At 72.2% G+C, this 24,558-nt stretch carries 25 protein-coding genes; 14 read left to right on the top strand and 11 right to left on the bottom strand.

From position 1 onward, the window contains the following. Window positions 1-112: 112 nt before the first annotated feature. Window positions 113-1,741 carry an alkaline phosphatase D family protein gene (locus tag ACIBBH_RS32140; RefSeq protein ID WP_399410661.1) on the bottom strand — a complete coding sequence of 543 codons (1,629 nt, stop codon included), beginning with the start codon at window positions 1,739-1,741 and terminating at the stop codon, window positions 113-115. Window positions 1,742-1,805: 64 nt separating this feature from the next. Then, window positions 1,806-2,459 (bottom strand): HNH endonuclease family protein, encoded by a 654-nt coding sequence (locus tag ACIBBH_RS32135; RefSeq protein ID WP_399410659.1) that lies wholly within the window; start codon window positions 2,457-2,459, stop codon window positions 1,806-1,808. 416 nt (window positions 2,460-2,875) lie between these two features. Here ACIBBH_RS32135 and ACIBBH_RS32130 point away from each other — a divergent pair, with 416 nt between their 5' ends. From ACIBBH_RS32130 to ACIBBH_RS32120, 3 genes are all read left to right on the top strand, one after another. Then, the gene (locus ACIBBH_RS32130; protein ID WP_399410657.1) at window positions 2,876-3,457 is read left to right on the top strand and encodes a TMEM165/GDT1 family protein; all 582 of its coding nucleotides are present in this window, start codon (window positions 2,876-2,878) and stop codon (window positions 3,455-3,457) included. Window positions 3,458-3,636: 179 nt separating this feature from the next. After that, on the top strand, window positions 3,637-4,311 hold the full coding sequence (locus ACIBBH_RS32125; protein WP_399410655.1) for an HAD family hydrolase: 675 nt from the start codon (window positions 3,637-3,639) through the stop codon (window positions 4,309-4,311). A 129-nt stretch (window positions 4,312-4,440) separates the two neighbouring features. Beyond that, the gene (locus tag ACIBBH_RS32120; RefSeq protein ID WP_399410653.1) at window positions 4,441-5,712 is read left to right on the top strand and encodes a serine hydrolase domain-containing protein; all 1,272 of its coding nucleotides are present in this window, start codon (window positions 4,441-4,443) and stop codon (window positions 5,710-5,712) included. Between the two features lie 8 nt (window positions 5,713-5,720). On the opposite strand, the gene ACIBBH_RS32115 is transcribed toward ACIBBH_RS32120, so the two are convergent. Then, window positions 5,721-6,746: a peptidoglycan-binding protein gene (locus ACIBBH_RS32115; RefSeq protein ID WP_399410651.1), complete on the bottom strand. Its 1,026-nt coding sequence runs from the start codon at window positions 6,744-6,746 to the stop codon at window positions 5,721-5,723. A gap of 175 nt (window positions 6,747-6,921) precedes the next feature. Here ACIBBH_RS32115 and ACIBBH_RS32110 point away from each other — a divergent pair, with 175 nt between their 5' ends. Beyond that, a complete protein-coding gene (locus tag ACIBBH_RS32110) occupies window positions 6,922-8,970 on the top strand; it encodes a DHA2 family efflux MFS transporter permease subunit (protein ID WP_399410844.1) in 2,049 nt (682 codons plus the stop codon). Here the strand turns inward: ACIBBH_RS32110 and ACIBBH_RS32105 are convergent. Continuing rightward, window positions 8,963-9,466 carry a GNAT family N-acetyltransferase gene (locus ACIBBH_RS32105; protein WP_399410649.1) on the bottom strand — a complete coding sequence of 168 codons (504 nt, stop codon included), beginning with the start codon at window positions 9,464-9,466 and terminating at the stop codon, window positions 8,963-8,965. The two genes, ACIBBH_RS32110 and ACIBBH_RS32105, sit on opposite strands and share 8 nt — an antisense overlap. Window positions 9,467-9,537: 71 nt before the next feature. Here ACIBBH_RS32105 and ACIBBH_RS32100 point away from each other — a divergent pair, with 71 nt between their 5' ends. From ACIBBH_RS32100 to ACIBBH_RS32085, 4 genes are all read left to right on the top strand, one after another. Next, entirely contained in the window at window positions 9,538-10,257 is a 720-nt protein-coding gene (locus ACIBBH_RS32100; protein ID WP_399410647.1) for a helix-turn-helix transcriptional regulator, read from the top strand. 103 nt (window positions 10,258-10,360) lie between these two features. Then, window positions 10,361-10,765 (top strand): nuclear transport factor 2 family protein, encoded by a 405-nt coding sequence (locus tag ACIBBH_RS32095; protein WP_399410645.1) that lies wholly within the window; start codon window positions 10,361-10,363, stop codon window positions 10,763-10,765. A 76-nt stretch (window positions 10,766-10,841) separates the two neighbouring features. Next, window positions 10,842-11,486, top strand: a complete 645-nt coding sequence (locus ACIBBH_RS32090; RefSeq protein ID WP_399410643.1) for a hypothetical protein — start codon at window positions 10,842-10,844, stop codon at window positions 11,484-11,486. Between the two features lie 5 nt (window positions 11,487-11,491). After that, the gene (locus ACIBBH_RS32085; protein WP_399410641.1) at window positions 11,492-11,905 is read left to right on the top strand and encodes a hypothetical protein; all 414 of its coding nucleotides are present in this window, start codon (window positions 11,492-11,494) and stop codon (window positions 11,903-11,905) included. Here the strand turns inward: ACIBBH_RS32085 and ACIBBH_RS32080 are convergent. After that, entirely contained in the window at window positions 11,894-12,334 is a 441-nt protein-coding gene (locus tag ACIBBH_RS32080) for a DUF1992 domain-containing protein (protein ID WP_399410639.1), read from the bottom strand. The genes ACIBBH_RS32085 and ACIBBH_RS32080 overlap by 12 nt on opposite strands. Window positions 12,335-12,433: 99 nt before the next feature. Here ACIBBH_RS32080 and ACIBBH_RS32075 point away from each other — a divergent pair, with 99 nt between their 5' ends. Beyond that, window positions 12,434-12,829 carry a hypothetical protein gene (locus tag ACIBBH_RS32075; protein ID WP_399410636.1) on the top strand — a complete coding sequence of 132 codons (396 nt, stop codon included), beginning with the start codon at window positions 12,434-12,436 and terminating at the stop codon, window positions 12,827-12,829. Between the two features lie 6 nt (window positions 12,830-12,835). Here the strand turns inward: ACIBBH_RS32075 and ACIBBH_RS32070 are convergent, their stop codons facing one another. The 3 genes from ACIBBH_RS32070 to ACIBBH_RS32060 form a co-directional block, all read right to left on the bottom strand. Beyond that, entirely contained in the window at window positions 12,836-13,465 is a 630-nt protein-coding gene (locus ACIBBH_RS32070; RefSeq protein WP_399410634.1) for a hypothetical protein, read from the bottom strand. Between the two features lie 104 nt (window positions 13,466-13,569). Next, window positions 13,570-14,241, bottom strand: coding sequence for an O-methyltransferase (locus ACIBBH_RS32065; RefSeq protein ID WP_399410632.1), 672 nt, complete (start codon window positions 14,239-14,241; stop codon window positions 13,570-13,572). Then, window positions 14,238-15,380, bottom strand: a complete 1,143-nt coding sequence (locus ACIBBH_RS32060; protein WP_399410630.1) for a DUF2330 domain-containing protein — start codon at window positions 15,378-15,380, stop codon at window positions 14,238-14,240. Before ACIBBH_RS32060 ends, ACIBBH_RS32065 begins: the two co-directional genes overlap by 4 nt. A gap of 715 nt (window positions 15,381-16,095) precedes the next feature. On the opposite strand from ACIBBH_RS32060, the gene ACIBBH_RS32055 reads away from it, so the two are divergent. Both ACIBBH_RS32055 and ACIBBH_RS32050 read left to right on the top strand, forming a co-directional pair. After that, complete coding sequence (locus tag ACIBBH_RS32055) at window positions 16,096-18,153, top strand: bifunctional glycosyltransferase 87/phosphatase PAP2 family protein (RefSeq protein ID WP_399410628.1); 2,058 nt, start codon at window positions 16,096-16,098, stop codon at window positions 18,151-18,153. Beyond that, a complete protein-coding gene (locus ACIBBH_RS32050) occupies window positions 18,153-18,296 on the top strand; it encodes a hypothetical protein (protein ID WP_399410626.1) in 144 nt (47 codons plus the stop codon). Before ACIBBH_RS32055 ends, ACIBBH_RS32050 begins: the two co-directional genes overlap by 1 nt. A gap of 116 nt (window positions 18,297-18,412) precedes the next feature. Here ACIBBH_RS32050 and ACIBBH_RS32045 read toward each other — a convergent pair whose 3' ends face one another. Further along, the gene (locus tag ACIBBH_RS32045) at window positions 18,413-19,648 is read right to left on the bottom strand and encodes a cytochrome P450 (RefSeq protein WP_399410624.1); all 1,236 of its coding nucleotides are present in this window, start codon (window positions 19,646-19,648) and stop codon (window positions 18,413-18,415) included. Window positions 19,649-19,909: 261 nt separating this feature from the next. Here ACIBBH_RS32045 and ACIBBH_RS32040 point away from each other — a divergent pair, with 261 nt between their 5' ends. Beyond that, on the top strand, window positions 19,910-21,079 hold the full coding sequence (locus ACIBBH_RS32040) for a steroid 3-ketoacyl-CoA thiolase (RefSeq protein ID WP_399410622.1): 1,170 nt from the start codon (window positions 19,910-19,912) through the stop codon (window positions 21,077-21,079). Between the two features lie 197 nt (window positions 21,080-21,276). Further along, complete coding sequence (locus ACIBBH_RS32035; RefSeq protein ID WP_399410620.1) at window positions 21,277-22,290, top strand: hypothetical protein; 1,014 nt, start codon at window positions 21,277-21,279, stop codon at window positions 22,288-22,290. Between the two features lie 92 nt (window positions 22,291-22,382). Here the strand turns inward: ACIBBH_RS32035 and ACIBBH_RS32030 are convergent, their stop codons facing one another. Both ACIBBH_RS32030 and ACIBBH_RS32025 read right to left on the bottom strand, forming a co-directional pair. After that, a complete protein-coding gene (locus ACIBBH_RS32030; protein WP_399410618.1) occupies window positions 22,383-22,841 on the bottom strand; it encodes a hypothetical protein in 459 nt (152 codons plus the stop codon). Between the two features lie 116 nt (window positions 22,842-22,957). Further along, a complete protein-coding gene (locus ACIBBH_RS32025; protein WP_399410616.1) occupies window positions 22,958-23,569 on the bottom strand; it encodes a hypothetical protein in 612 nt (203 codons plus the stop codon). Between the two features lie 197 nt (window positions 23,570-23,766). On the opposite strand from ACIBBH_RS32025, the gene ACIBBH_RS32020 reads away from it, so the two are divergent. Continuing rightward, the coding region (locus ACIBBH_RS32020) for a helix-turn-helix domain-containing protein (RefSeq protein WP_399410614.1) at window positions 23,767-24,558 on the top strand (792 nt) is incomplete at its 3' end.

Below are 24,558 nucleotides of genomic sequence, written 5' to 3'. Positions count from 1 at the left end.
AGTAAACGGAGCGGACCGCCCGCGGGAAGCGGACGGTCCGCCTCATCATGCCGTCGGCCCTCCCAGAAGCCAACGCGGGCCCCACACGTCCCCGTTGTCCCGCCATGTGCCCTCATACGGGGGTGAGGACGGACTCCTCCACGGTCCGCAGGGTCCCGTCCGCCGGCGCCTCCTCCAGCCGCAGCCGGGCCGAACGCCCGTGCAGCGTCAGCGTCATGAGCTGGTTGCCGAACCACGGCCCGCCCGTCCTGCGCCAGGTGACCGGCGGCCGGGGGCAGCCCCCGTGCCGGGCGAAGAGCCGGCCGAGGAGACGGGCCGGGGTGCTCCAGCCGAAGCGGAAGCCCAGCCGGACAGACAGCGGGACGGAGTTGTGTACGGGGGAGCACGTCAGTTGCAGGACCCGGGCCTCGGGCACGCGGGCCGGCCAGGACGGCTCGGCGGTGTAGGCATGGTGGACGTCGCCGGACAGTACGCAGATCGTCGCCGGTGCCCCCGGCCCCGAGCCGGCCTCGGCGAGCAGTCCCGCCAGGTCGGCGAAGGACTCCGGGAAGGCGGCCCAGTGCTCCAGGTCGGCCCGGCGGCGCAGCCACTCCCCGAACCCGGCCCAGCGCGCGCCGCGCCGGCCCCGGCACAGCACCGCGTCCCACGCCTCGACGTCGTGCACCAGGTGCGGCAGCAGCCAGGGCAGCGAGGTGCCGACGAGCAGGTGGTCGTACGCCCCCCGGTCCTCGAGCGCCTGCCCGCGCAGCCACTCGGCCTCGCCGGGGACGAGCATCGCGCGGCGGTCCTCCTCCAGCACCCGGGCCGCCCGCGAGTCGACCATCAGCAGCCGTACGCGGCCGAAGTCGCGCCGGTAGCTCCAGCGGACCGAGGCGGGGTCGGTGTCGGCGCGGGCGGCGAAGGCGCGCAGGACATCCGTGCCGTCGGGTGTGGCTCGTACGTCCGCGTAGACGGGGTCGGCCGCCAGCTCGGCGGGGGAGAGGTTGCCGAGGTGCTGGTGCACCCAGTACGACATCAGGCCGCTCAGCAGCCGCTCCTGCCACCAGGCGGTGGCGCGGATGTCGTCGAGCCAGGCGGCGGAGGTGTTCCAGTCGTCGACCACGTCGTGGTCGTCGAAGATCATGCAGCTGGGCACGGTGGACAGCAGCCAGCGCACCTCGGGGTCCAGCCAGGACTCGTGGTAGAGCCGGGTGTACTCCTCGTAGTCCGCCACTTCCGCGCCCGGCGGCTCGCGCAGGTCGCGGCGGGCGGCCAGCCAGCGGCGGGTCCCGGCCGAGGTCTCGTCGGCGTACACCTGGTCGCCCAACAGCAGCAGTACGTCCGGCCGTTCGCCCTCGGGGTCGGCCGCCAGGCGCACGGCGAGGGAGTCGAGGGCGTCGGGGCCGACCGGGTCATGGCCGTCGGCCGGGGGCGCGGCCCAGCGGCAGGAGCCGAAGGTGACGCGGACCTCCTGATCATCGGCGGGCGTGCGGATGACGGAGGGCGGGAAGCGGGAGTCGGCGGGCGGCCACACGCGGCTGCCGTCGAGGAACACCTCGTACGGCACCGATGTGCCCGGTGTGAGGCCGGTCACCGGCACCAGGGCGTAGTGGTGGCCGGCCACCTGGAAGGTGCGGGCCGTGCCGCCGGCGCCGTCCGCGCAGCGCACCTCGGCGGCGCACGGACGGCTCGCCTCGACCCAGACGGTCGCGCACGCGCCGTCGGCGTATCTCAGCAGTGGTCCCAGGCGCAGTCCGGCCACGGCGATCACCCTCCTCCGTCGCCCCGTACGGTACGGAACGGCGGAGGGCGGCGGGGAGGGTCCGTCAGCAGTTGGCGAGGTAGTTCGTGAGCGCGGTCTTCTCGCCGGAGTCGACGGAGAGGTCGTAGTAGTACTTCACCTGGACCCAGGCGCGGACGTAGGTGCAGCGGTAGGAGGTCACCGAGGGCATCCAGGTGGCCGGGTCCTGGTCGCCCTTGGACTGGTTGACGTTGTCGGTGACGGCGAGCAGCTGGGGCCGGGTGACGTCGTTGGCGAACGCCTGGCGCTGGGCGGTGGTCCACTTGCTCGCGCCGGAGTCCCAGGCCTCGGCGAGCGGGACGAGGTGGTCGATGTCGACGTCGGAGGCGGCGGTCCAGGTCGCGGCGTCGTACGGGGAGTACCAACTGCCGCTGGTGGCCGCACAGGCGGAGTCGGTGGTGACGTTCGTACCGTCGCGCTTGAGGATGTACTCGCGGGTGTTGCAGGTGCCGCTGATGGTGATCCAGGTGGGGAACAGGTCGCGGCTGTAGCCGGTGCGGTTCTCGGTGGCCACGGTGAGCTGGGAGAGGTAGCTGCGGGCGGTGGAGCCGCTGACCGGGGTGGGCAGGGCGGCGGAGGCGCTCGGGGAGTTGAAGAGGGCGGCGGAGGCTGTCAGACCCGTGAGGGCCGCGAGTATGCTCAGTCGTCGACGCGCGTAGAACCTTGAGCGGCGAGCCATGTGAACTCCCTTGTGGGGCGGGGGTGTCGGAGCGCGGGCGAAGGAATGCTCGCGGTGTCGCGTTGCGGGGAGGTGTGCGCTCGGTAAGAAGTTAGTGACGTGTACATGACACGACAAGGTTCAGGCGCGAACTTTTGGCCCTCGAGTCGGTTGAAGCCTCACGTATCATGGAGGGCGTTGAAGGGGAGTAGCTCTTCGCCGGACCGTCGACATACTGCTCAGCCACCTGAGCCGGCGCCCGGAGGCGGACCTCGGATCTTCCGGATCGAGGGGCCGGCCAGCGAGACCTTCGGCAAGCAGTGCACGCCTGTGCCGTCCGGTACGGGTGCCGTGTGCTGCCGTGCCGAGGTGTGTCTCGTTCCGGTCCACGTGATCCGCAGCACTCTCGGTGGGGCAGCCCGACCGATTGAGGGATTTTGATCAGCATCACCGTGACGGCGCTCGTCTTCGGCGTCATCTTCCTCGCCGAACTGCCGGACAAGACCGCGCTCGCCGGACTCGTCCTCGGCACCCGCTACCGCGCCTCGTACGTCTTCGCGGGCGTCGCCGCCGCCTTCCTGCTGCACGTGGTGCTCGCCGTCGCGGCGGGCAGCGTCCTGACCCTGCTCCCGCGGCAGATCGTGCACGCGCTCACCGGTGTCCTCTTCCTCGGCGGGGCCGCGACGCTGCTGCTGAAGAAGGGCGACGACGAGGAGGAGATCCGCGGGCCCGCCGACCAGTCCTTCTGGAAGGTCGCGGGGACCGGCTTCACGCTCATCCTGGTCGCCGAGTTCGGTGACCTCACCCAGATCATGACCGCGAACCTCGCCGCCCGCTACGACGACCCGCTGTCGGTCGGCCTCGGTGCGGTGCTCGGGCTGTGGGCGGTGGCCGGGCTGGGCATCGTCGGCGGGCAGGCGCTGATGCGGCGGGTGCCGCTGCGGCTGATCACGCAGGTGGCGGCCGTGCTGATGCTGGTGCTCGGGGTGTGGAGCCTGTGGGAGGCGGTCGCGGGGTGAGCCGGGTGGGCTGAACACCGGGTGAACGTTGCCCGGGGGTGGTGGCGGATACCGGAAGGGTTTTGTACCGTGGGGGAACAAAGTGGCTCCCGCCCGTTTTCCCTGACCGGCGGGCGGGGCCGCCTTGTCCCTCCGGGGGTTCAGCCATGCCTTCCCCCGTCCGAGCTTTGGAGTTGCCGATGACGGCCACCGCTACGCCCCCTGTCTTCACCGCCCGCGCCCTCCTGCTCGACATGGACGGCACCCTCGTCAACTCGGACGCCGTCGTGGATCGCGTCTGGCGGCGCTGGGCCGAGCGGCACGGGCTGGACGGGGACGAGGTGATGAAGGTCGTGCACGGGCGGCAGGGGCACGCGTCGATGGCGGTGCTGTTGCCCGACCGGCCGGCCGAAGAGAACCTGGCCGACAACGCGCGCATGCTCGCGGAGGAGACCGCGGACATGAAGGGCGTGGTGGCGGTGCCGGGTGCGGCTGAGTTCCTGGCCTCGCTGCGGAGCGCGGGGGTGGCACACGCGCTGGTGACGTCCGCGGATGTGCCCCTGTCGACGGCGCGGATGGCCGCGGCCGGGCTTCCGCTGCCGGATGTGCGGATCACGGCGGAGTCGGTGGGGGCGAGCAAGCCGGATCCCGAAGGGTTTCTGAAGGGGGCGGCCGAGTTGGGGGCCGGTCCTGGTGAGTGCGTGGTGTTCGAGGACTCCGGGGCGGGGATCGCGGCGGGGCGCTCCGCGGGGATGCGGGTGGTGGGGGTCGGGCCTAGGGCCGCGGTCCATGGGCCGGACACGGTCGTGAGGGACCTGCGGGAGGTGCGGGTGGAGGCGCTGGGGGGCGGAGCGGTTCGGGTGTACGTCGGCTAGCTCGTCACAGAATGCTAAAATTGCGGCGATTGTTCATTTTTGAGCGACTATGGTCGTGATATCGGCATGAGGAACTCCCGGCCGGGGGCCGGCTCAAGGGCAGGGCGCGTCGCTCGCCGCATCGCCCTGGTGGCACCATGTGCCGCCGCCCTGCTGGTCACCGGCGCCCTGCCCGCGCAGGCGGGTGCCACGTCCCGTACGGCCGCGTCGGCAGCACCTGCGGCGACGGCGAGTGCCGACGACCCCACCGGGCCGGCGCTGAAGTCCATCGATCCGGCCGCGTTGCGGTCCGCCGTGGAGCATGCCGCGAAGCAGTTGAAGGTTCCCGGCGCGGTGGTCCTGCTCCGCACCCCGCAGGGAACGTTCCGAGCGACCACCGGCACAACCGAGTCGGGCACGACCAAACCGCCCGCCACGGGCGACCACTTCCGGATCGCCTCCAACACCAAGACCATGACCGCAGCGCTGATCGTCCTCCTCGCCCACGACGGCAGACTCCGGCTGAGCGACCCGGTGTCCGCCTACGTGCCCGGAGTGCCGAACGGCGAACACCTCACCCTCGCCGAGCTGCTGAAGATGCGCAGCGGGCTCTACAACTACACCAGCGCGCCCGAACTCGCGGCGGCCCTGGACGCCGACCCGGGGAAGGCCCGCACACCCCAGGAGATGCTCGACATCGCGTTCCGGCGCCCGCCGAACTTCGCACCCGACGCGTCCTACGAATACTGCAACACCAACTACGCGCTGCTGGGCCTCGTCGCGGAGAAGGCGGGCGGCCGCCCGCTGGCCCAGCAGTTCCGGGACCGGTTGTTCGCCCCCCTCGGACTGGCGGGGACCTCGCTGCCCGGCGCCGCCGACGTGTCCATCCCCACCCCCTACTCGCACGGCTACATGTACGGCGGAACGGCCCACGCACTGTCCGACCAGCCCTACCCCGCCGACATGCAGGCCGCCGCCCGGTCCGGGAAGCTCAAGCCCGAGGACTACACCCACCAGAACCCCTCCTACGCCACCGCCGCCGGCGGCGCCATCTCCACCGCGGACGACATGGCCGCCTGGATCCGGTCCCTGGTGACGGGCAAGGTCCTCGACCCCGCCTCCCAGCGGCAGTGGCTCCGCAGCCCGCAGGCGGAGGACCCGGCCGCGCCCGACGGGCAGAAGTACGGATACGGCATCGCCTACCAGCGCTTCGGCCCGCACGCCGCGATGTACTACCACGGCGGTGAACTCCCCGGCTTCAACTCCTTCATCGGCCATGACCCGGACAACGACGTCACGCTCGTCATCTGGACGAACCTGACCCTGTCACCCGACAGCAGGACCACGGCCCAGGCCCTGCTCCCCACAGTCCTCAACCAGGTCTACGCCGGCCTCTCACTTCCCACCGCCCAGGTGCGTTGATCACGTCTCTACGGTTCCGACGTCTCCGACTCCAGCCTCGTTCGGGTCGCCGTCCCGTACACCCCGAGGTCGTCGGTCCGGATGCCCCGGGCCCACTGGTAGGTGCGGACGGCGTCCTCGACCTCGCTGGTGTAGTCGGCGTCGACGGGACCGGCGTAGAGGTTCAGCTGGCGCAGGCGGAGCTCGAGTTCGGTCACCTCCGGGCCTCGGTCGCCGGGGCGCAGGACCGGCTCGGGGGTCGGGGCCGCCGGGGCGGGGGTGTTGGCCGGCGTGGCTGTCCGGGTCGGCTCGGTGGAGCGGGTGGGGCTGGGGGAGGGCGGTGACGTGGTCGAGGCCGAGGAGGACGGGGTGGCGGACGGGCTGCTGCTGGGGGACTGGGAGGGGGACGCGGACCTCGGGGGCGGCGAGGCCGTGTGCGTGGATGCCGAAGGTGCCGGGGCGCTCGTCCTCGCGTCCGGGACACTCTCCCGCACCTCCTGGGGCGCCGCCCCGTCCCGCGACGGCGTGGCGTGGGAGAACAGGCCGCTCGCGAAACCGGCCGCCGCGACCAGCGCGGCCAGTGCTCCGGCGACGGAAAGGAGCAGGGCGGGGCGCGGGCGGCGGCGAGGCTCGCCGTCGACGGCCCCGGGGCCCTCGGGCCCGCTGAGCCAGTCACCCGGCCGGTCAGGACCCCGCTCCGGATCCGCCGCGGGCAGCGGCATCGTGGTGTCTGCGGCCGGGGCGGGGCCGAGGGGGCCGGTGTCCGGCCGGTCCCCGTCCGGCTCGGGCCGGTGCGGGGTGCTCGCCCCCGGCGTCGGCTCGGAGGGGTGCCGGGCCGGGGTGCCCGGGTCCGGTTCCGTCCGGTGCGGCGGGGCGTTCAGGTCGACGTAGGGACGTATCCGCAGCGGGTCGAAGTCCTCCGCAGCCGCCGCATCGGCCGTGCGCGTCTCGCGCAGGGCGTCGGACGCCCGCTGGGCGCAGCCGCAGGTCGGGGTGTTGCCCGGCCCCTTCGGCGCGCCGCATTCCGGGCATGAGTGGCCCTTCGGTCCTGTCACGCGTTCGTTCCCTCCCCATACGAATCACGACCCCAGGGCTCCACAGATTATGCAGACCTCCCCCACATCTACCGGACGGCGGCCCCCGGAATACCGTCACCGAGAGGACTCAACAGGCCATAACGGGTGACACCGATCACGATGGAAGGTGTCACAAGAGCCCCTGGAGGTCTCCATGGCCCTGGACGCGCACAGCAGGAGGAGCAAGGCCGACAGTCCCGAGGACGCCGAGCACGTGCGCGGCAATGTCCTCGTCTCGATCGGAGCCCTGCTCCTCGGCCTGCTGCTCGCCGCCCTCGACCAGACGATCGTGTCGACGGCGCTGCCCACCATCGTCAGTGACCTGGGCGGGCTGGAGCACCTGTCGTGGGTCGTCACCGCCTACCTGCTGGCCTCCACGGCCGCGACCCCGCTGTGGGGCAAGCTCGGGGACCAGTACGGGCGCAAGAAGCTGTTCCAGACGGCGATCGGGATCTTCCTCGTCGGCTCCGCGCTGTGCGGGGCCGCGCAGAACATGCCGCAGCTGATCGGCTTCCGGGCGCTGCAGGGTCTGGGCGGCGGTGGGCTGATCGTGCTGTCGATGGCGATCGTGGGGGACATCGTGCCCCCGCGTGAGCGCGGCCGCTACCAGGGGCTGTTCGGCGCCGTCTTCGGCGCGACCAGCGTGCTGGGGCCGCTGCTCGGCGGGCTGTTCACCGAGCATCTGAGCTGGCGTTGGGTGTTCTACGTCAACCTGCCCGTCGGTGTCGTCGCGCTCGCCGTGATCGCGACCGCCCTGCACATCCCGCGCCGGGTCGCCCGCCACGTCATCGACTACCTGGGCACCTTCCTGATCGCGGCGGTCGCCACCTGCCTGGTGCTGGTCGCCTCGCTGGGCGGCAGCACCTGGGGCTGGGACTCGGCGCAGATCATCGGGCTCGCGGTGCTGGGCGTCGTCCTCGCCGTCGTGTTCGTCGCCGTGGAGCGCCGGGCCGCCGAACCCGTCCTCCCGCTGAAGCTCTTCGGCATCCGCACCTTCACGCTCGCCGCCGTGATCAGCTTCATCGTCGGCTTCGCCATGTTCGGCGCGATGACCTACCTGCCGACGTTCCTCCAGGTCGTGCACGGCATCTCGCCGACGCTGTCCGGTGTGCACATGCTGCCGATGGTGTTCGGCCTGCTGCTGTCCTCGACCGTTTCCGGGCAGATCGTCAGCCGCACCGGCCGCTGGAAGGTGTTCCCGATCGCGGGCACGGCGGTCACCACCCTCGGTCTGCTCCTCCTCCACCGGCTCGACGAGCACAGCTCGACCGCCGGGATGAGCGTGTACTTCTTCGTCTTCGGCCTGGGCCTCGGCCTGGTCCTGCAGGTGCTCGTGCTCATCGTGCAGAACGCCGTCTCGTACGAGGACCTCGGCGTCGCCACCTCCGGCGCGACCTTCTTCCGTTCGATCGGGGCCTCGTTCGGCGTCGCCATCTTCGGCACGCTGTTCGCGAGCCGCCTCGGCGACAAGCTCACCGACGCCTTCCGGGGCGCCCGGCTGCCGGACGGCCTGTCGGCGGACGCCCTCAAGTCCGACCCGCGCGGCATCGCCGCCCTGCCGCCCGCGCTGCGCCCGGCGGCCCTGCACGCGTACGCGTCCTCGATCACCGACGTGTTCCTGTACGCGGCTCCCGTCGCCCTCCTCGGCTTCGTACTGGCGTGGTTCCTGAAGGAGGACCGGCTGCGCGGCTCGGTCACGGCGCCGGACGTGTCGGAGACCATCGCCCCCAACCCGGTCGAGCGGTCCTCGTACGACGAGGTGTGCCGCGCCCTGTCCCTGCTCGGCACCCGGGAGGGGCGGCGGGAGATCTACCGGGAGATCACCGAACGGGCCGGGTACGACCTGCTGCCCGCGACGAGCTGGCTGCTGCTGAGGATCAGGCGGTACGGGTCGGTGGAGCCGGGCATGCTCGCCGAGCGCAGCTCCGTCCCGCTGAACGTGATCCTCGCCGCCGCCCGCCAGGTCGAGGTGCGCCGCCTCGCCGTGCGCCAGGGCCTCGACCTCATGCTGACCGATGAGGGCCGCGTGGTCGCCGACCGGCTGGCTCACGCCCGCGAGGAGTCGCTGGCCGAGCTGCTGGGCGACTGGTGGGGCCCCGACCGCCCCACCGACCTTGTCCAGTTGGTGAGGGAGCTGACCGACGAGCTGTGCGGTTCGGAGCGGGAGCGGCCGCAGAACGGGACGGTGGCGAAGGTCAGTTGAGGCCCTCGACGAGGTCCTTGCGGAACCAGTGCTCGGCGTACCGGTCGTCGTTGTGCGGGCCGGTCTCCGTGTAGCCCAGCCGGGCGTACAGGGCACGGGCCTCCACCAGGTCGGTGCGGGTGTCCAGGATCATCCGCTCGGCGCCGAGCGAGCGCGCCGCGTCCTCGGCCGCCGCGACGAGCAGCGCGGCGCCGCCCTTGCCGCGCATCCCCTCGTACACGAAAACCCGGGTGAGTTCCGCGGTGGCGGGCTCCAGGAGCCGTACGCCCGCGCTGCCGGCGGGCTCACCGTCGTACCACGCCACCAGCAACTGCCCGCCCGGCGGGCCCAGTTCCATGCCGGTACGGGCCGCGATCTCCCGCTCCAGCTCCTCCGGTCCGGTCCGTCGCCCCTCGAAGCGCAGATACCAGCGGTCGCTGACCTCCGTGTAGTACGCGCGCCAGAGCGCTGCCGCTACCGGGGAGTCGAAGGGTTCCGGGGCGATGGTCCAGGTCATGCCCGCATTGTCAGGACCCGGCGGCTACCCGGCGCAACCGAATATGCGTGGCCTCGGGAAGACTTGGCACCGTGAACCGCACCGACCGCCTCTACGCCCTCGTCGAGGAACTCCGCGCCGCCGCCCCCCGCCCGCGCAGTGCCCGCGCGCTCGCCCGGCGGTTCGAGGTGAGTGTGCGGACCATCGAGCGGGATCTGGCCGCGCTGCAGCAGTCCGGGGTGCCGATTCACGCGCAGGCCGGGCGCACGGGCGGGTATGTCCTCGACAAGGAGCGGACGTTGCCGCCGCTGACCGTCACCCCGGCCGAGGCGACGGCGCTGGCGGTGGGGATGCACGCGCTGGCCGGGACGCCGTTCGCGGCGGACGCGCGCAGTGCGCTGCGCAAGGTGCTGGCGGTGATGCCGGGGCGCGAGCGGGCGGCGGCGGCCGAGATGGCGGGGCGGGTGCAGTTGCTCGTGCCGGTCGCGCGGGCGGCGCGGACCGCCGGGCCGGTGGTGCCGGGGGCGCTGCGGGAGGCGCTGTCGGCGGGGCGGGTGCTGCGGCTGGAGTACGCCGACGCCCAGGGCGCCGTCACCGCGCGGGACGTCGAACCGCTCGGCTTCCTCGGCGGTGACGAGCACTGGTACCTGGCGGCCTGGTGCCGGCTGCGCGACGCGCCCCGCGGCTTCCGCCTGGACCGCATCCGGGCCGTCGGGGCCCTCGACGAGCCGGTGCCGCCCCGCCCCTTCGACCTGGCCGAACTCGACACCCTCGGCTCGGATCTGCGGCCCCTGGACGAGCTCGGGATGTGACGGCAATCACCGACAGGGTGGTGTCGCGTGGGGGCCGGAGGCTGGTGGCCGTCACCACCGGACGGGACGGCCGTCCGGACGATCACCAGAAAAGGCGGCACCCATGTCCACCTCTGCCGACGCCACCCTCACCCCCGTGACCGGCATCGCTCTCTTCGACCGCTGGACCGCCCTGTGGAACGGCGACTTCAGCGACCCGGAGCGCTTCCTCGACCCCGGCTTCCGCATCCGCTTCGGCAACGACCCCGAAAGGGCGCAGACGGACGCGATCCACGGTCCCGCCGGCATCGTCGAGTACATCACCGGTTTCCGCGCCGGACACCCCGGCCTGCGCTACGCCGTCGACGGCACCCCGCTGGTCGACCCCGCGCTCGGCCGGGCCGCCTGCTGCTGGTACGTGACGCGTCCCGACGGCGTCCAGCGCAGCGGCATCGACCTGTTCGAGATCGTGGCGGGGCGCATCGCGACCGTGTGGTCGGTGACCGGACTGCGCCGCTTCGCGGACTGACCGCCGTTTGTGGGCCGCCTTCCGGGCAACCCGGGCAGAGAACCGGCCCGTGGGGCCGACACAACGGAAGGCAACCATGTCCACAGGCTTGATCATTGCTCTGATCGTGATCGTGGCGGCCGTGGTCGTTGTCGCGGCCGTCCTGACCATGCGCGCCCGCGGCCGGCACGGTGGGCGGGACCTGAGGCGGCGCTTCGGGCCCGAGTACGAGCACACCGTGGCCCGGCACGACGGCGACACCGAGGCCGCCGAACGCGAGCTGACGGAGCGGCTGGAGCGGCACGGCGGGCTGCGTGAGCGGCCGTTGGAGCCCGCGGAACGCGAACAGTTCGAGGCCCGCTGGGCGGCGGCGCAGGAGCACTTCGTCGACTCGCCGCGCGAGGCGGTCGCCGAGGTCGACCGGCTGATCGCCGAAGTGGCCGGCGCCCGCGGCTTCCCGGACGGCGGGCAGTACGAGGAGCAGTTGGCCGCGCTGTCCGTGCACCACGCCGGCCACGTCCACGGCTACCGGCGCGTCCACCGCGTCGCCCAGACCGGCACCGGCACCACCGCCGAGGGCGGCACCGGCGCCGACACCGAGGAACTGCGCGAGGCGATGGTGGAGGCGCGGGCGCTGTTCGAGGAGCTGACGCGTCCTGAGCAGCGTGCACCTCTGTCCCACAAGGCACAGCACGCCCACCGGCCGCACCGGTTCCACCGGCACCAGATCGCGGGGAGGTGACGCGGATGACCGACATGACCCACCGGCAGACGACGACGCCGGCCACCGAGGCGCCGGCGACCGAGGCGTCCGGGACGGGCACGTCCGCCACCGCGCCGGCCGGCACCCCCGGGTCCGCGACCGCGAGCCGCACCAGCTCGCTGGTCCCGCACGAGGAGAGCGACAAGCTCGGACTGCGGCTGCAGCAGGCCGTCTCCGGGTTCGTCGACGGTCCCCGGGACGCCGTGGAGGAGGCCGACCGGGTGGTGGAGGAGATCGCCGCCCGCTTCACGGAGGCCGTCACCCAGCGGCGGCGCACGCTGCGCATGTCCTGGCAGGCCGGCGACGAGGGCAAGCGCGAGTCCGCCACCGACACCGAGCAACTCCGGCTGGCCCTGCGGGACTACCGGGAACTGGCGGAGCGACTGCTACGCCTGTGAACCCTGTGGTCCCCCAGCCCTGCCCGCCGCCGCCCGGCGCTCCCGCCACTCCCGGACGACCTCCTCGACGTCGTACGGCTTCTTGCCCAGCGGGGGGCCGGGCGGCGGCTTGAACATCATGTCGCGGATCCGGACGTTGACGTCCTCGATGATCTTCCGCGCGATCCGCTCCGAGGACGCCGCGTAAGCTGCCGCGAGCGCGTCCTCGGCCTCCTTGCGCAGGGCCAGGGCCGGCGGCAGGACCGCCAGGCCCTCACGGGCCAACTTGCGCTTCACCCACCACAGTTCGTCGTACGAGGTCTCGATGTCCCTCGGCAGCGGCCTGCCCGCGCCGGGCAGGTGGTCGAACTCGCCGCGCCCCTCGGCGTCACGGATCTGCTTGTCCACCCAGGACTCGAACGGCACACCCGGTGGCTTTCGCTCGGTCATGAGGTCATTGTGCCGGACGTGGCCCCGCCGGGCGTTTTATCATGCGGCGGCGGAGCGCCAATCCGGCCGCCGTACCAGCACATTCCAGGGGGAACGCACGTGCTCGAACTCACCATGGCCACCGTCTCCGCGGCGGAGGCGGGCGCCACGGCCGGCATGACGATGGCCGACGCCTCCAGTGAACCGGGTGCCGTGTTGCGGGTGGGGCGGGACGGGGCGCTGTGCCGTCTGGTGACGCCCGAGGACTGGCTGTTCGTTTCGCGGGTCCACTTGGAGTTCCTGTGCGGGCCCGACGGCGGCTGGCAGGTGTCCTGGCTGCGCGGCTCGCAGGCCGACCCGTCGTCCGAGGTGCGGCTGACCGTCGGGGAGTACGCGCAGACCATCGCCTACGGCGGCAGCGTACGGCTGCCCCGGGGCGGCTCCGGTGAGATCGTCATCCAGGACCGCACCGGGCCGCGCAGCGTCAACGTGGGCTTCTACCACGACGAGGCCTGACGGAGCTCAGGGTTCCTGCTCCGTCGTGGCCAGGCCCTTGAGCGCCCGCTCGCGGTAGGACTCCGGATAGTGCTCGGTGAACCTCACGGCCCAGACCAGCAGCACGATCGGGATGACCCAGTTCAGCCAGTCGTCCTGGGACGGCACGCGGATGGCCAGCCAGGTGGAGAGGGTCATGAGGCCGAACGCCGTCCCCCACACCGCCGTCAGCACCCGGTTGACGTGCCGGAAGACGGGGGAGTCCCACACGCTCGCCGGGACCTGCTGCCGGGCGTACTGGGCGGTGAAGGGGTCGAAGAAGAGCGACCCCAGCGCGACGGCGGCCAGCACCCCGTTGGCGATGACCTGGGCGTACGTCTCCAGCCAGCTGAGCTGCCCGCGGTCCAGGGCCAGCGCGAGGACCGTGAGCACGGCGAAGAACACGATGCCGGCCATGTCGAGGACGTAGAGCCGGCCGCGCAGGATGTCCCGCCCGGAGAGGACGACCGAGACGATCAGTGCCGCCAGCGCCGCGTACTCCCAGGTACTGGGGCTGGCGACGACGCCGAAGACGATCCACGGGGCGAAGCCGAAGAGGACGCTGAGGGTACTGACGGACTTCCTGGCCGGGGCTTCCGTCGTCGTCTGCCGTTCCACGGAAGGGCCTCCCATCGCTGGTCGAGGACGCCCCCCTCTCCTGTCCAGCGTGCCGCGCGCCCGGGCAGCCCGCATGCCGTTCGGGACGCGTCACGCTACAGGCCCTACGCCAGCACCCTGGCCAGCGCGAAGCCGTCGTAGCCCTTGCTGCCCACCGTCTGGATCGCCGTGCCGCTCAGCCTCGGGTGGGCGGCGATCAGTTCGACGGCGGCGCGGGTGCCGCGGACGTCCGGCTCGATGCTCTCGGCGTCCACGACCCGGCCGCCGCGTACGACGTTGTCGACGATGATCAGGCTGCCCGCGCGGGTGAGACGCAGCGCCCACTCGACGTAGCGCGCGTTGTTGGCCTTGTCGGCGTCGATGAAGACCAGGTCGAAGGGGGCCGGGTTCTCGTCGGCCAGCTTGGGCAGCGACTCCAGGGCCGGGCCCACCCGCACCTCGACGATCTTGTCCAGTCCCGCGCGGGCGATGTTGCGGGTGGCGACCTCGGCGTGCTTGGCGCTGTACTCCAGCGAGATCAGCCGGCCGTCGGCGGGCAGGGCGCGGCCCAGCCAGATGGTGCTGTAGCCGCCGAGCGTGCCGATCTCCAGGATGGTGTTCGCGCCCTGGATCTGGGCGAGGAGCTGGAGCAGCTTGCCCTGGCTCGCCGTGACGTTGACGTGCGGCAGCTGGGCCGCTTCGCTGTCGCGCAGGGCCGCCTGAAGCGCCTCGTCGTCCGGCGATAGGTGGCTCGTGAAGTAGAAGTCGACGTCGTCCCAGAGCTGCGACCCGCTCATGCGCCCTCTGCCTTTCCGTGTCCGGTACTTGTCGGATACCCCGCGAGCGCCGCGGGCAGCCGTGACCGTCGGGACCGTCGTACGGCGAACACGGCCGCGGCCGTTGCGGCCACCGCCAGTGTGCCGCCGATCGTCAGCAGCCACGCCGGGATCCCGGCCACCTTACGCAGCCGGTCCACGTAGATCACCTGCTGGTACGGCGTGTCTGCGGCGGTCCGCCGCAGCACGTGGTCGCCGGAGATCGCCGACGGCCGCGGGAACTCCTGGGTGAGGGCGGTCAGGTACGGGGTGCCCGCCGTCAGGCCGGCCAGCGGGCTCTTGGGCGCGGTGAGGCGTCCGGCGAAGACGACCTTCGGGCGGTCGCCGCCGATCGCGGTGCGCGGTTCCATGCGGTGCGCGGCGAGGACGTACAGGCCGAGCGCCTGCGGGGTGCGGGCGAGGCGGGACAGGCGCATCGGGTAGACCGGTCCGTCGCTGGCGAAGGTGAGGTGCAGCGGGTCGAGGGCGCCGTGCAGGGCGGTGCCCGCGGACTGGGGGGCGAGGCGGACGGCCACGTACTCCCAGTGCCGGTCGACGTACGGCTGGAGCGCGCTCTTCAGCCGGGCCGGGAAGGTGAAGCCATGGCCGCGCAGCCAGGCGTCCAGCGCGCCGGGGTCGGTGGCGGTCAGCCGGGCCACGTCGAAGGGACCGAGCCGCTGCCGGCCGACCACGCCGACGCCCGGCGCGGCTCCGGCGGCGGGCGCGTCGTCGGCGGTGTCGCCGCCGGTGGTCAGCGGCCAGTCGTCGTTCTGCGGCCAGAAGTGGTACCGGTCGCGGTACACGGGGGCGATGGCGCCCGCCAGCTCGTCGAAGACCGCCGCGTCACCGAGCCGCACACTCGCCCGGTGCGGTACGGGCATGATCCAGGCGGCACGCTCGGCGTCACCGTTCACGGTGAGCCGCATCACGATCTGCTCCTGCCGCCCGTCCCAGCGGAGAACGGACTGCTCCTCGGCGACGCTGATCTGCCGTGCCCCGGTCGGCACCATCGCGCCGCACCCGCAGGCGTACGCGGGAGCCACGAGCCAGCTCAGCTGCACACCCAGCACTCCCAGAACCACCGCCAGGACACGCAAGCGCCCCCGCCGCCACCGCTCCATGAACCGCTGACCTCCGTCTTGTTGCCGACGGGGTCACAGACGGTGTGCGAGAGGCAGCGGTTCCGGTGCGGGTCGGCCGGGCGGGGCGGAAGGGGCGCGGGGAACTGCGCGACCAGCCCCACGCACCCGCGCGCGGGGGGACGGCCGACGGCCCTTACCGCCGCTCCACCGACGGCGCCGAACCCGGCAGCGGACGGCCCGCGGACTCCGCCATCCGCCAGACCGCGAAGCCGCCGACGACGGCCGCGGCCATCATGTGGTACGCGGGTGTGGCGGGCCGACGCGGACGCAGGGACGGGGACGGGGGCGACTGTGGCAGTCGGCAAGACGTCGCTCGCCCACCTCTCGACGGGGACAGGGACGCGGTCCGCACGACGGCGGGCGGGCCGAAAAACGACCATAGGGAGACTTGTGTCGCTTACCGGGCGTATGCACTTCGATGCAGAGTACGGCTGAATGTCGTGTGCGCAGGCACGTCCGACCGCCGCCGCGTCCGTTTCCGGACACCCCCCTGTGATCCATCTCGCGCCACCGGCAGGCAACCTCGTCGCCCCGCACCATCGTCATCCGGACAAAAGGCGAGCGGACGTCAGGTGAAGCAGGGGTTGCCCGCGTCTCTCGTCGGGGGCGCGCGTCTCATAGGGTGCGCGGAGAACTTCCGCGCGTGGGACAACGGGGGACGCGCGGGACGGACGGGGCGGGAGGCCGACGAGGCGTGGCGAACGTGGAGCACGGCGGGGGACCGGCGGATGTGTTCGGGGCGACGGCCGTCGAAGGGGCCGGAGCGCGCCTGCGGGCGGTCCGGCTCGGCCTGTGGCTGGTGGCCGCGATCCTGGCGGTACGGCAGGTGGCGGTCGTCCTCAGCACCCCCAGCGGCGAGCGGCTGACGGACCTGGAGACCTGGGTCGGCCCCAACGGCGTCCTGCACGTCAAGGGCTCCCTGTACGACTCGACCCGGTTCACCGGCACCCCCTTCGGCGGGCTGGTCCTCAAGCCCCTCACCCGCTCGGCCGAACAGGCGCTCGGCTGGGGCTGGACCTTCGGCACGCTGCTGCTGGTCGCCGCCCTCGGCCTGGTCGCCGCCCGCGCCCTGCCCCAGCCGGTCGGCCGCCGCACCTCGCTGCTGGCCGCGCCGGTCGCGGTCAGCCTGCTGATGCTGTCGCTGCCGGTGCGCAACACGCTCTGGCTGGGCCAGACCAGCATCATTCCGGTGCTGCTCGTCCTGCTCGGCTGCTTCACCGTGCGCGGGGAACGGGCCGGCGGCGTCTGCGTCGGTCTCGCCGCCGCGCTCCAGCCGACCGTGCTGCTCTTCGCGCCGCTGCTGTGGTTCACCGGCCGCCGCAACGCCGCCCTGGCCACCGGGGCCGCCTTCGCCGCGTGCACCGTGCTGGCCTGGGCCGCGATGCCGCACGACTCGTACACCTACTGGGTGCACCACATGGCCGGCGTCGGGCTCGGCGGCAAAGCCGACGCCCTCGCCAACCAGTCCCTGCACGGCGCCCTGCTGCGGCTCGGCCTCACCGGCCCGCTGGAGATAGGCCTCTTCCTGCTGCTGGGCGCGGCCGTGGCGACCCTCGGCCTGCGCCGCGCCGTCCGCTACGCCCGCGACGGGCAGCTGCTGCTCGCCGTGGCGATCACCGGCTGCGCGGCGATCGCGGTGTCGCCGACGACCTGGCAGCACCAGCTGCTGTGGGTGCTGCTGGCGGTGGTGGGCCGGGTCGGCAAGCGGGCCTCGGACCGCTATGTGTGGCCGGTGGCGGTGGTCCTCGTCACCAGCCTCCCGGCGAAGATGATGCTGCCGAACATGGCGGTGATGTACGTCCTGCGGGACAACATCGTGCTGCTGGCGGCCCTGGCCGCCGCGACCGCCGTACCGTTCCTGTCCCGCACCTCCCCGCACTACCGGTCCCCGATTCCGGCGGAGTTCGCGCCGCCGGTCCCCGCCCGCTTCCGGCGCGTCCCGCTCCTGCCCTTCCTCCGCCGGGTGCTCACCCGCCCGAACCTCCTCCTGGAGCTGCTCCTCCTTCGGGTCACGTACGCCGCGTACCAGAAGGTCCGCCTCGCGGCGACGGGCGGCAGCAACTCGGCCGGCCGGGCGCGGGCGGAGCACCACGGCCATCTGATCCTGGACCTCGAACGCTTCCTGCACATCGACATCGAGCTCGCGGTCAACCACGCGGTGGTCAAGGTCGGCTGGCTGCGCGACTTCTTCGGCTTCTACTACGAGTCCTTCCACTTCGCCGTCCCGCTGACCATCCTCGGCGTCCTCTACTGGCGCCGCCCGGTCGACTACCGCTGGGCCCGCTCGGCCCTCGGCTTCGCCACCCTCCTCGCCCTGGTCGGCTTCTGGCTCTTCCCCCTCGCCCCGCCGCGCCTCCTGCCCGGCCTCGGCATCATCGACACGGTCCACGGCGTCCAGGACTTCTCCAAGCCGGACTACGGCACGCTGACGGCCCTGACCAACCAGTACGCGGCGATGCCCTCGCTGCACTTCGGCTGGTCCCTGTGGTGCGGGGTGGTCATAGCGGTCATCGCCCCGAGGTGGTGGATGAAGCCCCTCGGCCTCCTGCACCCCCTCTTCACCGTCTCCGCGATCGTGGGCACCGGCAACCACTGGGTGCTGGACGCGGTGGGCGGCGCGGTGGTGGTGGGCGCGGGGTTCGGGCTGGCGTATGTGTTCCAGGGACCGCGGGCACGGGTCGTTGCCACGAGGGCTTCGGCGCAGGCCGGTGACGAGCGGCCGGCACCGGTGAAGGAGGCGGCGTCCGGCTGATGCGGGAGCCGGAGCTGATCGTCAACAGGTTCGCGCAGGGACTCACGCCGCTGGAGGAGGGCGTGACCTGGTTCTCCGCACCGAAGCCCACGGTCACTCCCGCCGTCCTGATCACCATGGAGCCGTTCCCGGAGAGGCCCTGAGCCCTGACCGACCCGAACCGCCGCAGGCAGCCGGGGGAGGCAGGAACGGGGCGTAGGGGCTGCTCCTGCCTCCCCCGGGTCGGGCCGGCGGCGCCGGGAGCCGTCGGCCCGGGTCCTCAGGCCGTGGTGACCTGGAGTTCCTTTACGCCGTTGATCCACGCGGAGCGCAGGCGGCGGGGGGCGTCCACGAGCTTCAGGCCCGGCATCGTGTCCGCTATCGCGGTGAAGATCAGGTCGATCTCCAGGACCGCGAGCGACTTGCCCAGGCAGTAGTGGGGGCCGCCGCCGCCGAAGCCGAGGTGGGGGTTGGGGTCGCGGGTGATGTCGAAGGTGCCGGGGTCGGTGAACACCTCGGGGTCGTGGTTGGCGGAGGCGTAGAAGAGGCCGACCCGGTCGCCCTTCTTGATCTGCCTGCCGCCGAGTTCCGTGTCCTGGGTGGCCGTGCGCTGGAAGGAGTTGACCGGCGTGGCCCAGCGGACGATCTCCTCGGCGGTGGTCGACGGGCGCTGGCGCTTGTAGAGGTCCCACTGGTCGGGGTGGGTGAGGAAGGCGTGCATGCCGTGGGTGATGGCGTTGCGGGTGGTCTCGTTGCCCGCGACCGCCAGCATCAGCACGAAGAAGCCGAACTCGTCCGAGTTGAGGTTGCCCTCGTCCTCCGCCGCCACCAGCGTCGTCACGATGTCGCGGGCCGGGCACTGCTTGCGGTCGGCGGCCATGTTCATCGCGTAGGCGATCAGCTCGGTGGCCGACTCCTGGCCGACCTCCTCCGTGATCGCGTACTCCGGGTCGTCGTACGAGATCATCTTGTTGGACCAGTCGAAGATCTTCGCCCGGTCGTCCTGCGGGACGCCGATCAGCTCGGCGATGGCCTGCAAAGGCAGTTCGCAGGCGACCTGCGTGACGAAGTCGAAGGGGCCGGAGTGGGCTCGGGCCGACGCGACGATCGACCGGGCGCGGGCGCGCAGGCGGTCCTCCAGCGCGCGGACGGACCGCGGGGTGAAGCCGCGCTGGATGATCTGGCGGACCCGGGTGTGTTCGGGCGGGTCCATGTTCAGCAGGATCAGGCGCTGCGCGTCGATCGCGTCCCGTTCCATGTGCTCGGTGAAGCGGATGATCGCCGTGTTGAGGTAGGAGGAGAAGGTTTCGGGGTGCGTGGAGACGTACTTGACGTCCGCGTGCCGCGTCACGGCCCAGTACCCGTCGTCCGCGAACCCGGCGATGCCGTGCGGCTGCGGAATCCAGCGGACCGGTTCGGCCCGGCGCAGTTCGGCGAACTCCGGGAGCGGGACGCGGGCGTGCAGCAGGTCGGGGTCGGTGAAGTCGAACCCGTCGGGCAGCGCGGGACAGGGCATGAGCGACACACTCCCACCACTCTGACGGCCTATCAGGAACTCGGGGTTGCCGTGAAGGTAGTAACGGGTTCTACAAGTCGCAAGGGGCGTGGCATCTTCAATTGCGTGCATCCCTCTTGCGGTTGCGGACGGGCTGTCAGCAGACTGCTTCGGAACTAGAACGCGTACTAGTTCTGCGTGGCGGGTGGCCGGGACGCCCGCGCCGCGCGGGTTGACCGGGCCTGCTCCGCCGGACGGGCCCTAGGGAGAGGACGCACCCCCATGGCCGCGGAACCCGTGATCGTCGAAGCCGTACGCACCCCCATCGGCAAGCGCGGCGGCGCGCTCGCCAACCTCCACCCCGCCTATCTCCTGGGCGAGACCTACCGTGAGCTCCTCGGCCGCACCGGCATCCCCGCCGACGCCGTCGAGCAGATCGCCGGCGGCACGGTCACCCACGCCGGCGAGCAGTCCATGAACCCCGCGCGCACGGCCTGGCTGGCCATGGGACTGCCGTACGAGACCGCCGCGACCACCGTCGACTGCCAGTGCGGCTCCTCGCAGCAGGCCTCGCACATGGTCGCCAACATGGTCGCCGCGGGCGTCATCGACGTGGGGATCAGCTGCGGCGTCGAGGCGATGTCACGGGTGCCGCTCGGCTCCGGCTCCAAGCACGGGCCCGGCAAGCCCTTCCCCGACGAGTGGAACGTCGACCTGCCCAACCAGTTCGAGGCCGCCGAGCGCATCGCCCGGCATCGCGGCCTCACCCGCGCGGACGTCGACTCCCTCGGTCTGCGCTCCCAGGAGCGGGCCGCCGTCGCCTGGTCCGAGGAACGCTTCAAGCGGGAGACGTTCGCCGTCCAGGTCCCGACCACGGAAGAGGAGCAGCGCGCCGGGCAGGGCATGTGGCGGCTCGTCGACAAGGACGAGGGGCTGCGGGACACGTCGATGGAGGCGCTGGCCCGGCTGAAGCCGGTCATGCCGACGGCCGTGCACACGGCGGGCAACTCGTCGCAGATCTCGGACGGGGCGGCGGCCATCATGTGGGCGTCGAAGCGGATGGCGCGGGCGCTGAAGCTGAAGCCCCGGGCGCGGATCGTCGCCCAGGCGCTCGTCGGCGCCGATCCGCACTTCCATCTCGACGGGCCCATCGACGCCACGCGTGCGGTGCTGGGCAAGGCGGGGATGTCCCTGAACGACATCGACCTCGTCGAGATCAACGAGGCGTTCGCGTCGGTGGTGTTGAGCTGGGCCCAGGTCTTCGAGCAGGACCTGGAGAAGGTCAACGTCAACGGCGGCGCGATCGCGCTCGGACACCCGGTCGGGGCGACCGGGGCCCGGCTCATCACGACGGCCCTTCACGAATTGGAGCGGATCGGCAAGGAGTTCGCGCTGGTGACCATGTGCGCCGGGGGAGGGCTGGCCACCGGGACGATCATTCAGCGGCTTTGACGTGCCCAATCGGCTGACGCCGCACAGGCAGCAGCGAGGGGAGGTGCCGGGGCGGGCACCAGTCACTCGCCCCGGCATGCAAAACGGTTCATACGGCACTGTGTCCACCGTCTGACCCACTCCACCGGTTTCCCGGACATCCCCGCCATCCCGTCGCTATCGTCACCGGAAAGGCAAGGCAGCCGGGGGGAACAGGCATGGCACGGCGATCGGACACACCTGGCTGCGGATGCGGTGGCTGCCTCGGGCTCCTCCTCGGCTGGCTGGTCGTCGGCCATGTGCTGCTGCTGCCGGTCACCCTGCCCGCGCTGCTCGCCGTCCAGGAGCACGGGCCGCGCACCACGACGCCCGTCCAGGACGCCGGCCTGTGGACGGCGTCCGCGCTGGTGGTGCTCGCCCTCGCCTGGGCCGCCCAGGGGCGCCGCCGTCCGAGGCCGCTGCCGCTGCTGCTGCACACCGCCCTGCTGTCCGGCGCTGCCGGCCTTGCGGTCCGGGGCGCCATACGGGTCAACCGGTCGGTCGCCGCGGACCTGCGGGCCCACCCCACCGGGGACGCCGCCTCACCCACCGAGCTGCCGTGGTCGTTCACCGCCACGCTGGAGACGGTGGCCGCGGCGGTCGCCGTGGCGATCACCTTCCACGCCGTCCGCCGGTGGTGCCGGCGCAACGAGCCGCCGTGGCAGGCGGTGATCCACGGCCCCCGCCCCGGCACGGGCCGTCCGGGCAGCGCGGACCAGGAGGTGCGCCGCCCGCGGACCGGGGAGATATGGCTGGCCGACGTCCCGCTGCGCGAGGACGACAGTCGGACACTGCAGCACTACTGCGTCGTCGTGCGGAACCACGCCTCGTACGCCGACGTCATGCAGATCACCAGCAAGGACAAGAGCGATCGGCGGGACCACATCCCGATCCCCAACGACGGCTGGGACAACACGGAGTACGAGCACTGGCTGGAGGTCGCCCTGCCGCCCCGCCGTGTTCCCTACGGCGGCTTCCTGAAGTCCACTCCGCAGGGCGACTGCCCGGAGGAGACCTGGCGGGCCATCACCCAGCTCATGAGCCGCTCCGCAGGACGCCACCAGAACGCCAAGGACCGCACAAGCCGGCCCGCCGGCGGGCCGCGGACACAACAGGGCACGGCCGGCGGCCGTAAGGAGCGGCATCCGCCGCGGCCGTCGAAGGGCTCGGGGAGAAGCGGACAGGCGAGGTGAGGCCCTCCCCACCGGGCTGGTGACGGTCTGGAACTCGAAGGCGATGCATCGATCACCTCCCGAACGACCGGCCCGACGAAACTGCCTGGCCGTCACTTCCCGCCGATGCCCTTCTCCCCTATGTGGAAGACCTTGTGGCTGCCGCGGGTCATGTCGACGACCAGCTTGGTCGTGCTGGACCTGCTCCAGGTGAGGGTGATCACGGCCTCCGTGTAGTCGGCGGTGCCGTTGTCGGTGACCTTCCAGGCGAGCGGCACGTTCTGGGCGCGCAGGACGCCGTCGGCGTGGTTCTTCTCCTCCCAGGCGTTCAGTTCCCTCTGGAAGTCGGCGGTGAGGTAGTGGCCGCGCAGTGCCTCCCCGAGGTCGCCGCTGTCCTCGTCGGTCACCGCGTCGATGTAGGCGCCGTAGAAGTCGGCGATGCGGGTGATGTTGTCGGACGGCTTGCCGCTGACGCTGCGCGGGGTCCCGGCGGAGGCCTGGACGGTGGCGCCGAGGCCGAGGGCGACGGCGAGGACGCCGGCGGTGAGGGCGGTGCGGGTCTTGCTGTTCACGTCTGTTCCCCTTTTTCGAGTGATCGAGTGATCGAGTGGTCGGGCCGTGGTGTGGTCGTCGGTGCCGGGCCGCCCTCCCGACCCCCGTGGCGGGAGGGCGGCCCCGGGCGGCGCCCTCAGTGGAGCTTGTTCACGGCCTTGGTGGTCGTCTTCTTGAAGGCCTTCCCCGGAGCGCCCTCGAAGCCGCCGAGCTGCGCCCAGTTCACGACCGTGACGGTGCGGCCGTCCCGGCCGACCGACAGCAGGCGGACGTCGCTCGCGCCCCAGGAGGTCTCGGCGTGGACGCCGTAGACGTGGGCGCCCTCCTCGACGGACAGCTTCCCGTAGTCCTTGCCGGTGGCCTCGGTGTCCGGGTCCTGCTGCTCGATGCGTGCCGTGCAGGACTTGATGTCCTTGTTCAGCCACGAGGTCAGCTGCTTCGCCGAACGGGCGTCGGGCAGGACCACGGTGATCTGCCGGGTGTTCGTGTCGAGGTCGGTGCGGAAGTCGCGGTGCCAGGCGGACTCGTGGCCCGGCAACGCCCGCAGACAGGTGTCCCAGTCCGTCTCCTCCGGTACGCCGGCGGTGACCTTGCCGGCCGTCCAGGACGAGGTGGGGTGCGGCGGCAGGTCCGCGGCCGCGAGGAAGCCGGGCGCCTTCGGAGCGGCGGTGGCCGGTCCGGCGAGCGCCACGGCCGGACCCGTGACGGCGACTGCCAGGAGCGCGCCTGCTCGGGTGCGCTTGGGCATGGGTGTCCCCCCGTGGATGAGTGCGGTGAATGCATGAGTGCGGTGCATGCGTGTCGGACGTCGCCCGACGCCGGTTGGTCGGTCCGGTCCTGGTCGGTGCGACACCAAGAGCATCGGCGGTCACCGGAGTCCGGCGCAACGACTGCCGCCCTCTTGCCGGCGGTGGAACCATCCCAGCCCATCTGACGTGCAGGTACATGAGTGCCTGGGATACGGGGTCGCGGGCGGACGGCGGGGGAACGGTGTCGGTTCGGGACGATGTCGAGGAGTTCGCGGCGCTGCTGCGCCGGCTGAAGGACCGCACGAACCGGAGCTACGGCTCCCTGGCCCGCCGCCTCAACATGAACACCTCCACGCTGCACCGGTACTGCGCGGGCGAGGCGGTGCCGCAGGACTTCGCGCCCGTGGAGCGGCTCGCGGCCTTCTGCGAGGCGACACCGGAGGAGCGGCTCGAGTTGCACCGGCTGTGGTTGTCGGCGGTGGCGGCTCGGCAGCGGGTGCGTACGACCGGTTCGGCGGAGGCGCCGGTTCCGGCACCGGCGCCGGACGCGGACGGGGCACTCGTCGAGGAGAGCGGCTCCGCGGACCAGCCAGGGGACGATCCCGACCCGGACGAGCCCGCCACCTCCCCCGCTCCCCGCCCCTGGTACCGCCGCCGACGGGTCCTGGCGTCCACCGCCGTCGCCTGCGCGCTGCTCGCCACTCTGGGCAGCATGTCGGCCCTGTCGGACGACCGCTCCTCCGAGGCGGACGCCTCCCGCTCCGCGGGCCCGCGGACGGCCACCCCCGGCGCACGCCACCGCTCCTCGAAACCGTCGCCTACCGCCTCCCCCTCCCCTTCCCGGAGCTCCGCGTCGTCCGGCGCCCCTCAGAAGGCCCCCGCCCCGTCCGCCGGGCGGATTCTAGGGATCGTCGCAACACATGATCGGTTGTGTCAGACGGCGAGCAGTTTATGCAGTCGCTCGGCTGGGGTTTCCCAGCCGAGCGTT

The organism is Streptomyces sp. NPDC051636 (genome assembly GCF_044453765.1).
GTDB lineage: Bacteria > Actinomycetota > Actinomycetes > Streptomycetales > Streptomycetaceae > Streptomyces.
This window is presented reverse-complemented; position numbering and strand designations above follow the sequence as displayed.

Excerpts from the sequence above, each read along its gene's own strand:
- ACIBBH_RS32110 (WP_399410844.1), top strand. The coding sequence starts at position 6,922 with ATGGCCCTGGACGCGCACAGCAGGAGGAGCAAGGCCGACAGTCCCGAG.
- ACIBBH_RS32125 (WP_399410655.1), top strand. The coding sequence starts at position 3,637 with ATGACGGCCACCGCTACGCCCCCTGTCTTCACCGCCCGCGCCCTCCTG.
- ACIBBH_RS32040 (WP_399410622.1), top strand. The coding sequence starts at position 19,910 with ATGGCCGCGGAACCCGTGATCGTCGAAGCCGTACGCACCCCCATCGGC.
- ACIBBH_RS32050 (WP_399410626.1), top strand. The coding sequence starts at position 18,153 with ATGCGGGAGCCGGAGCTGATCGTCAACAGGTTCGCGCAGGGACTCACG.
- ACIBBH_RS32025 (WP_399410616.1), bottom strand. The coding sequence starts at position 23,569 with ATGCCCAAGCGCACCCGAGCAGGCGCGCTCCTGGCAGTCGCCGTCACG.
- ACIBBH_RS32045 (WP_399410624.1), bottom strand. The coding sequence starts at position 19,648 with ATGCCCTGTCCCGCGCTGCCCGACGGGTTCGACTTCACCGACCCCGAC.
- ACIBBH_RS32060 (WP_399410630.1), bottom strand. The coding sequence starts at position 15,380 with ATGGAGCGGTGGCGGCGGGGGCGCTTGCGTGTCCTGGCGGTGGTTCTG.
- ACIBBH_RS32035 (WP_399410620.1), top strand. The coding sequence starts at position 21,277 with ATGGCACGGCGATCGGACACACCTGGCTGCGGATGCGGTGGCTGCCTC.
- ACIBBH_RS32090 (WP_399410643.1), top strand. The coding sequence starts at position 10,842 with ATGTCCACAGGCTTGATCATTGCTCTGATCGTGATCGTGGCGGCCGTG.
- ACIBBH_RS32080 (WP_399410639.1), bottom strand. The coding sequence starts at position 12,334 with ATGACCGAGCGAAAGCCACCGGGTGTGCCGTTCGAGTCCTGGGTGGAC.
- ACIBBH_RS32085 (WP_399410641.1), top strand. The coding sequence starts at position 11,492 with ATGACCGACATGACCCACCGGCAGACGACGACGCCGGCCACCGAGGCG.
- ACIBBH_RS32065 (WP_399410632.1), bottom strand. The coding sequence starts at position 14,241 with ATGAGCGGGTCGCAGCTCTGGGACGACGTCGACTTCTACTTCACGAGC.
- ACIBBH_RS32095 (WP_399410645.1), top strand. The coding sequence starts at position 10,361 with ATGTCCACCTCTGCCGACGCCACCCTCACCCCCGTGACCGGCATCGCT.
- ACIBBH_RS32105 (WP_399410649.1), bottom strand. The coding sequence starts at position 9,466 with ATGACCTGGACCATCGCCCCGGAACCCTTCGACTCCCCGGTAGCGGCA.
- ACIBBH_RS32135 (WP_399410659.1), bottom strand. The coding sequence starts at position 2,459 with ATGGCTCGCCGCTCAAGGTTCTACGCGCGTCGACGACTGAGCATACTC.